This window comes from Longimicrobiaceae bacterium (assembly GCA_035696245.1).
Taxonomy (GTDB): Bacteria; Gemmatimonadota; Gemmatimonadetes; order Longimicrobiales; family Longimicrobiaceae; genus DASRQW01.
Genome location: DASRQW010000347.1, coordinates 1 through 6,074 on the forward strand (window position 1 = coordinate 1; position 6,074 = coordinate 6,074).

Below are 6,074 nucleotides of genomic sequence, written 5' to 3' on the forward strand. Positions count from 1 at the left end.
TTCGCGACGTTGACACCGTCGACGATGACCTTCGCCTTCTCGGGCAGCACGCGCGTGACGTTGCCTTCCTTGCCGCGGTCCTTGCCGGTGAGCACGCGGACCCGGTCGCCCTTCTTGATTCGTAGACCACTCATCACAGAACCTCAGGGGCGAGAGAGACGATGCGCATGAACTTCTTGTCGCGCAGCTCGCGGCCCACCGGGCCGAAGATACGCGTGGCGCGGGGCTCGCCCGCGTCGTTGATGATGACGGCCGCGTTCTCGTCGAACTTGATGTACGAGCCGTCCTTGCGGCGCACGTTGCTGGTGGTGCGCACGACCACCGCCTTCGCCACGTCGCCCTTCTTCACGGTGCCGTCGGGAAGCGCGTCCTTGACCGCCACGATGACGATGTCACCGATGGAGGCGTAGCGCCGCTTGCTCCCGCCCAGCACGCGGATCACCAGGGCGCGCTTGGCGCCGCTGTTGTCCGCGATCCTGACCATCGACTCTTGCTGTAGCATGGTTTCCCCGGTTAAGCCGAGAGCCGCGCGCGCGGGCCAGGTTCAGGCCCGCGCGGCGCCGCCCCGCTGAATTATCTCGCCCGCTCGATGACTTCGCTGACGCGCCAGCGCTTCAGCTTGCTGAGGGGCCGCGTCTCGGTGATGCGGACCACGTCGCCCACGTGGTAGTCGTTGTTCTCGTCGTGGGCGTGGTACTTCTTGGTGCGCGTCACCTGCTTGCCGTACAGCGGGTGGGCGTAGCGGCGCTCGACCACCACCACCACGGTCTTGTCCATGCGGTCGGACACCACGACGCCCGTACGCGTCTTCCGGCGGCCGCGCTCCTGGGCTGCGGTCTCGTTGTTCTCGGCGTTCATCAGCGGGCGTCCTGGGTCGCGGTGTTCCGCTCGCCCAGCACCGTCTTCAGACGGGCGACGTCGCGGCGGATGGTGCGGAGCAGGATCGGGCTCTCGAGCTGCTGCGTGGCCGAGCGGAACCGCAGGCGGAACTGCTCCTCCTGGAGCTGCTCGATGCGCTCCTCGATCTCCTGCGTGGTCATCTCACGGATCTCGGTGCCGTTCACGCTTCACCTCCCTGGGCGGCGGCGGCCATCGGCGCGGCGCTCTCCGAGGACGCGGCGGCCGCTGCGGCCTCCACGTGCTCGCGCACCACGATCTTGCACTTCACCGGCAGCTTGGCGGCGGCCAGCGACAGCGCGCGCTTCGCGACGTCGGGGGCCACGCCCTCCAGCTCGAACATGATGCGGCCGGGCCTGACCACGGCGACCCATCCTTCGGGGTTGCCCTTGCCCTTGCCCATGCGCACCTCGAGCGGCTTCTTCGTGATCGACTTGTCCGGGAAGATCCGGATCCAGACCTTGCCGCCACGCTTGATGTGGCGGGTCATGGCGATACGGGCGGCCTCGATCGAGCGGTTGCTGATCCAGCCGGGCTCGAGCGCCTGCAGGCCGTAGTCGCCGAAAGCGACGTAGTTGCCGCGCGTGGCCTTGCCACGCATGCGGCCCTTCATCTGCTTGCGGAACTTTACTCTCTTGGGAGCGAGCATGGTTGTCTATCCTCTCAGGCGTCCGACGAGTACGTGCGGCCGCGGCGGTTCTCGACGACCTCGCCCTTGAACACCCACACCTTCACCCCGATGGTGCCGTAGGTGGTGCGGGCGGTCGACTGTGCGTAGTTGATGTCGGCGCGCAGGGTCTGGAGCGGGATGCGCCCCTCCTTGTACCCCTCGGTCCGTGCGATCTCGGCGCCGTTGAGGCGGCCGGCCAGCTGCACCTTGATGCCCTCGGCGCCGGCGCGCATGGCGTTCTGCACCGAGCGCTTCATGGCGCGGCGGAACGAGACGCGCTGCACCAGCTGGTGGGCGATGCTGTCGGCGACGAGCTGCGCCTCGATCTCGGGGCGCTTGACCTCCTCGACGTTGATCGCCACCTCGCCCTTGCTGAGGCGGCCCAGCTCGTCGCGGAGCTTGTCCACCTCGCTGCCGCCCTTGCCGATCACCACGCCCGGACGGGCGGTGTGCACGGTGATGATCACCTTGCCCGGCTTGCGCTCGATCTCGATCTCGGAGATGGAGGCATGCCCCAGGCGCTGGTTCAGGTACTTGCGGATCTTCTCGTCTTCCATGAGAAGCTGCGGGAAGTTGCGCTCGGCGTACCAGCGCGACTTCCACGTAGCGACGATTCCGAGACGGAACCCGATGGGGTGAGTCTTCTGTCCCACGGCTACTCCTTGCGGTCGACGATGATGGTGACGTGGCTGGTCCGCTTGATGATCGGCGTCGCGCGGCCCATGGCGCGCGGCGAGAACCGCTTCAGCACGGGGCCGCCGTTGACGTACGCTTCACGAACCACCAGGTCGTCCTCGTCCAGGAAGGAGCCCGTGGCGTCCGCCTTCTGCCGCGCGTTGGCGACTGCGGACCGCAGGAGCTTCTCGATCGGCGTGGTCGACGCCTTCTTCGAGAACTTGAGGATCGAATAGGCCTCGTTGACCCCGCGGCCGCGGATCAGGTCCATCACGAGGCGCATCTTGCGCGGCGACATGCCGACGCCGTTGGCCGTTGCACGAGCTTGCATGATTGATATCTCCTTGGGCTCGTGTTTAGCGGGCCTTGGCACGCTTGTCGACGAGCTTGCCGCCGTGCCCGCGGAACATGCGGGTCGGGGCGAACTCGCCGAGCTTGTGCCCGACCATGTTCTCCGTGAGGTACACCGGGATGAACTTGTTCCCGTTGTGCACGGCCAGGGTGTGGCCGATGAAGTCCGGCGTGATGGTGGAGCTGCGCGACCAGGTCTTGACGACCCGCTTCTCGCTGCGCTCGTTCATCGCGCGGACCTTCTTGAGGAGGCTCTCCTCTACGAAGGGCCCTTTCTTGAGGCTTCTTGGCATTTCCTCTCGCTCTTAGTCGGACCCGCGGTTTCAGTCCCGCGGGTGGAGTCCACGTGGAATCCAGTGGTGGACGCGATTCGGGATAGAAGGGCCTGCGCCCCCCGCCCCTGAAAAGACGGCCTGCCGCGGCGCCCGAGCGGACGCCGCGGCCCTGCCCTGCTACTTGGTCGCCCGGCCGCGCTTGCGGCCGCGGACGATCAGGCGGTTCGACGACTTCTTGTTCTTGCGCGTCTTCACGCCCTCGCGCTTGCCCCACGGCGAGACCGGGGGACGGCCGCCGGACGTCTTGCCCTCGCCGCCGCCCAGGGGGTGGTCGACGGGGTTCATGGCGACGCCGCGCACCTTGGGGCGCTTGCCCTTCCAGCGGTTGGCGCCGGCCTTGCCCACCGACTGCAGCTCGTGGTCGACGTTGCCGACCTGCCCGATGGTGGCCATGCACTCGCGGCGCACCAGGCGCACCTCGGTGCTGGGCATGCGGAGGGTGACGTACTCGCCCTCCTTGGCCGCGATCTGCACGCCGGCGCCGGCTGAGCGGGCCATCTGGCCGCCCTTGCCCGGACGCAGCTCCACGTTGTGCACCGTGGTGCCCAGCGGGATCTCGGAGAGCGGCATGGAGTTGCCGGTGCGGATGTCCGACCCGCTCCCGGCCACCACCTCGTCGCCCACCTTCAGGTTGCGCGGGTGCAGGATGTAGCGCTTCTCGCCGTCCGAATAGTGGATCAGCGCGATGTTGGCGGTGCGGTTCGGATCGTACTCGATGGTCGCCACGCGGCCCACGACGCCGGCCTTGTTGCGCTTGAAGTCGATGATCCGGTAGATCCGCTTGTGGCCGCCACCGCGACGGCGCGACGTGATGCGGCCGTGGTGGTTGCGTCCGCCGCTCTTGGAGATCTTCTCGGTGAGCGCCTTCTCGGGGCGCCCGTCGTGCGTGATCTCGCTGAACGTGTTGATGGCGCGGAAGCGCGTGCCGGCCGTGACCGGCTTGAACTGCTTGGTCGGCATGGCTTTAGACTCCTTCAAAAAGCTCGATGGTGTCGCCTGCCGCCAGCGTGACGACCGCCTTCTTCCAAGAAGCCTTCCGCCCGGTGTACTTGCCGACGCGGCGCTCCTTGCCCGCGTAGTGCATGGTGCGGACGTTGGCGACCTTCACGTTGAACTGCTTCTCGACCGCGCCGGCGATCTCGATCTTGTTGGCGTCCTTGGCCACCACGAAGGTGTAGGCGCCCAGGCGGTCCAGCTGGTCGTGGCTCTTCTCGGTCACGATGGGCTTGACCAGGATCTCGTGCACCTTACGCATTGGCCACCTCGGCTTCCTGTGCGGCGCCGGCCGGGCGCAGCGCGTCGGCCTCGATGACGAGGAGCTTGGCGCGGAGCACGTCGTACGCCGAGGCCAGGGCCATCGGCATCACGTCGACGTCGGGAAGGTTACGGGCCGAGAGGACCACCTTCTCGTTGCTGCCCTGCGTGAGCACCAGCACGCGGCGCTCGCCGCCCATCTTCGCCACCAGCTCGGCCATGTGGCTGGTCTTGGGCGCGTCGAAGTCAAAGCGCTCGATGACCACCACCTGGTCCTGCAGGGCGCGCGAGCTGAACGCCGAGCGGCGGGCCAGCTGGCGGACCTTCTTGGGCACGTCCTGCCGATACGAGCGCGGGTGCGGGCCGAAGACGATGCCGCCGCCGCGCCAGTGCGGGGCGCGGATCGAGCCCTGGCGCGCGCGGCCGGTGCCCTTCTGGCGCCACGGCTTGCGGGCGCCGCCCGAGACGAAGGCGCGGGTCTTGGTGCTGGCGTTGCCGTGGCGCTGGTTGGCCAGGTACGCCTTGATCGTCTGGTGCAGCGCCGCCTCGTGGACGAAGCCGTCGAACAGCTCCTCCGGGAGCTGGACGGGCTCGCCCGCCTCGCCGGCGGCGGTGAAGTACCGTGCGTTGAGCATGGTCGGGGACCCCTATTGCTTCGTGATGAAAACGAACCCATTCACGGGGCCCGGAACGGCTCCGCGCACGTACAGCAGGTTGCGCTCGGCATCGACCTTGGCGACCAGCAGGTTGCGCACGGTCTGCTGCACGTTGCCCATGTGGCCGGGCATGCGCTTGCCCTTGATGACGCGCGACGGGTTGGTGCCCGCGCCAATGGAGCCGGGGGCGCGGTGCACGCGGGTGGCGCCGTGCGAGGCACGCCCGCCGCCGAAGCCGTGGCGCTTGACCACGCCCTGGAAGCCGCGGCCCTTGGTGGTGCCGGTGACCTTGATGCGCAGCCCGCGCTCGAAGGCGTCCACGGTCACGTTCGCGCCGACCTCGGGGGCCTGCTCGAAGTCGAACTCGCGCAGGATGGCCGGGGCGCTCTCGAGCCCCGCCTTCGCGGCGTGGCCGGCCTCTGCCTTGCTCACGCGACGCGCCTTCTGGGCGCCGAAGCCGAGCTGGACGGCTTCGTAGCCGTCCTTGTCCGCGGTGCGGACCTGAACGACGGGGCAGGGCCCCGCCTCGATGACGGTCACGGGCACCACGGCGCCCGCTTCGTCGAAGATCTGGGTCATGCCCAGCTTCTTGCCGATGATTCCAGACATCACATCCTCCTCAGTCGACCTTGATCTCGACGTCGACGCCGGCCGGAAGATCCAGCTTCGTCAACGCGTCGACCGTCTGCGGGCGCGAGTCCAGAATGTCGATGACGCGCTTGTGCGTCTTCAGCTCGAACTGCTCGCGGCTCTTCTTGTCCACGTGCGGGGAGCGAAGGACGGTCCACCGCTGCGTACGCGTGGGGAGCGGGATCGGGCCGCTGATGCGGGCGCCGGTCTTCTCCGCCGTGCGGACGATGTCGGCCGTGGTCTGGTCGATCACCGCGTGATCGAAGCCCTTCAGCCGGATACGGATCTTGCCTGCCATGAGTCGATGCCTTCGTGGTCAGTTGACGGTTAAGAAAAAGCCCTGGGATCGGACGCGCAGGCGGCGGAGAAGCTCGTCTCCGCCGCCTGCGCGGCCTGCCGCCAACTGGCTACTCGACGATCTCGGTGACGACGCCTGCGCCGACGGTGCGGCCGCCCTCGCGGATCGCGAAGCGAAGCTCCTTCTCCATCGCGATCGGCGTGATCAGCTCCACCACCATCTGCACGTTGTCGCCCGGCATCACCATCTCCACGCCCTCGGGCAGCGCGGCCGACCCGGTCACGTCCGTCGTGCGGAAGTAGAACTGC

At 68.0% G+C, this 6,074-nt stretch carries 14 protein-coding genes; all 14 read right to left on the minus strand.

Annotated features, from left to right (window positions below; all coding sequences use genetic code 11):
• Positions 1 to 134, minus strand: a 134-nt coding sequence (locus VFE05_16065; protein ID HET6231589.1) for a KOW motif-containing protein, incomplete at its 3' end; no start/stop codon positions are given.
• Positions 134 to 502 (minus strand): 50S ribosomal protein L14, encoded by a 369-nt coding sequence (gene rplN / locus VFE05_16070; GenBank protein ID HET6231590.1) that lies wholly within the window; start codon positions 500 to 502, stop codon positions 134 to 136. The genes VFE05_16065 and rplN, both read right to left, overlap by 1 nt.
• A gap of 71 nt (positions 503 to 573) precedes the next feature.
• On the minus strand, positions 574 to 858 hold the full coding sequence (gene rpsQ, locus VFE05_16075) for a 30S ribosomal protein S17 (protein HET6231591.1): 285 nt from the start codon (positions 856 to 858) through the stop codon (positions 574 to 576).
• Complete coding sequence (gene rpmC, locus VFE05_16080; GenBank protein HET6231592.1) at positions 858 to 1,064, minus strand: 50S ribosomal protein L29; 207 nt, start codon at positions 1,062 to 1,064, stop codon at positions 858 to 860. The genes rpsQ and rpmC overlap by 1 nt, the downstream gene beginning before the upstream one ends.
• Positions 1,061 to 1,546, minus strand: a complete 486-nt coding sequence (rplP, locus tag VFE05_16085; protein HET6231593.1) for a 50S ribosomal protein L16 — start codon at positions 1,544 to 1,546, stop codon at positions 1,061 to 1,063. Before rplP ends, rpmC begins: the two co-directional genes overlap by 4 nt.
• A gap of 14 nt (positions 1,547 to 1,560) precedes the next feature.
• Positions 1,561 to 2,220 (minus strand): 30S ribosomal protein S3, encoded by a 660-nt coding sequence (gene rpsC / locus VFE05_16090; GenBank protein ID HET6231594.1) that lies wholly within the window; start codon positions 2,218 to 2,220, stop codon positions 1,561 to 1,563.
• A 2-nt stretch (positions 2,221 to 2,222) separates the two neighbouring features.
• The gene (gene rplV / locus VFE05_16095; protein ID HET6231595.1) at positions 2,223 to 2,573 is read right to left on the minus strand and encodes a 50S ribosomal protein L22; all 351 of its coding nucleotides are present in this window, start codon (positions 2,571 to 2,573) and stop codon (positions 2,223 to 2,225) included.
• A gap of 25 nt (positions 2,574 to 2,598) precedes the next feature.
• Complete coding sequence (rpsS, locus tag VFE05_16100) at positions 2,599 to 2,886, minus strand: 30S ribosomal protein S19 (protein ID HET6231596.1); 288 nt, start codon at positions 2,884 to 2,886, stop codon at positions 2,599 to 2,601.
• A gap of 159 nt (positions 2,887 to 3,045) precedes the next feature.
• On the minus strand, positions 3,046 to 3,888 hold the full coding sequence (rplB, locus tag VFE05_16105; protein ID HET6231597.1) for a 50S ribosomal protein L2: 843 nt from the start codon (positions 3,886 to 3,888) through the stop codon (positions 3,046 to 3,048).
• A gap of 4 nt (positions 3,889 to 3,892) precedes the next feature.
• Positions 3,893 to 4,183: a 50S ribosomal protein L23 gene (gene rplW, locus VFE05_16110; GenBank protein ID HET6231598.1), complete on the minus strand. Its 291-nt coding sequence runs from the start codon at positions 4,181 to 4,183 to the stop codon at positions 3,893 to 3,895.
• Positions 4,176 to 4,817: a 50S ribosomal protein L4 gene (gene rplD / locus VFE05_16115; protein HET6231599.1), complete on the minus strand. Its 642-nt coding sequence runs from the start codon at positions 4,815 to 4,817 to the stop codon at positions 4,176 to 4,178. Before rplD ends, rplW begins: the two co-directional genes overlap by 8 nt.
• A gap of 12 nt (positions 4,818 to 4,829) precedes the next feature.
• Positions 4,830 to 5,447, minus strand: a complete 618-nt coding sequence (gene rplC, locus VFE05_16120; protein ID HET6231600.1) for a 50S ribosomal protein L3 — start codon at positions 5,445 to 5,447, stop codon at positions 4,830 to 4,832.
• A gap of 10 nt (positions 5,448 to 5,457) precedes the next feature.
• Positions 5,458 to 5,766, minus strand: coding sequence for a 30S ribosomal protein S10 (rpsJ, locus tag VFE05_16125; protein ID HET6231601.1), 309 nt, complete (start codon positions 5,764 to 5,766; stop codon positions 5,458 to 5,460).
• A 109-nt stretch (positions 5,767 to 5,875) separates the two neighbouring features.
• The coding region (gene tuf, locus VFE05_16130; protein HET6231602.1) for an elongation factor Tu at positions 5,876 to 6,074 on the minus strand (199 nt) is incomplete at its 5' end.